General features: G+C 68.1%; 1 protein-coding gene. It reads right to left on the reverse strand.

Going from position 1 to position 877, the window contains the following annotated elements; translation table 11 throughout:
• Positions 1-80 precede the first annotated feature (80 nt).
• The gene (locus ACY45C_RS18860; RefSeq protein ID WP_462188902.1) at positions 81-821 is read right to left on the reverse strand and encodes a Clp protease N-terminal domain-containing protein; all 741 of its coding nucleotides are present in this window, start codon (positions 819-821) and stop codon (positions 81-83) included.
• Between the last annotated feature and the right edge of the window lie 56 nt (positions 822-877).

Genomic DNA, 877 nt, shown 5'->3' on the forward strand with positions numbered 1-877 from the left:
CCCCCGCTCATGCCAAGCACCGCGCGGGGCCGGTGGGAGGAGGTCCGCACCGGCATGGGGCAGCGGGCCTGACGCGGGCGCTACCCCTGCTCGCGGGCGGCGAGAATCGCCGCCAGGGCGGCGGTGAGGTGGGTCTCGGCGGTAGCCTTGTCGAGGCCGAGATCGTGGAGCACGCCGGTGCCGTCCTCGAGTTCCAGCAGGGCGAGCAGGATGTGCTCGGTCCCGACGTGGTTGTGCCCCAGCCGCAGGGCCTCCCGGAACGTCAGCTCCAACGCCTTCTTCGCCTTGGTGTCGAACGGGACGAGGTTCGGCACCTGCTCGGCCGGCGGCGGCAGCGCCGCGGTGGCGGCTACCCGGACGGCTTCCAGTGACACACCCTGCGCGACGATCGCCTGGGCAGCCAGCGCGTCCGGCTCGATCAGCAGCCCGAGTACCAGATGCTCGGGCCCGATCTCGGCGTTGTTCGCTGCTCGGGCCTCGTTCTGCGCCGCCATCACGACGTTTCTGGCCCGCTCGGTGTACCGGCTGAATCCCTGACCGGGATCGAGGGCCGATGGTTCGCCGGGGGTCTTCGGCACGAAACGCTTCTGTGCCGCCTGCTTACTGACACCCATGCTCCTGCCGATGTCCGTCCAGGAAGCGCCGGAGCGACGGGCCTGGTCGACGAAATGGCCGATCAGATGGTCGGCCACGTCCCCGAGATGATCGGCGGCGAGGACCGCGCTGGAGAGCTGTTCGAGGGCGTCGGTGTGCACCTTCTTGATCGCTTCGATCAGGTCGTCGAGGCGCACCGGAGAGGTCATGCCAACGGGTTCGATCATTCGTCAACCTAAGGTCTCTTATACACATCTGACGCTGCCGACGAATTAGACGGTGT

Source organism: Frankia sp. CcWB2 (assembly GCF_977927585.1).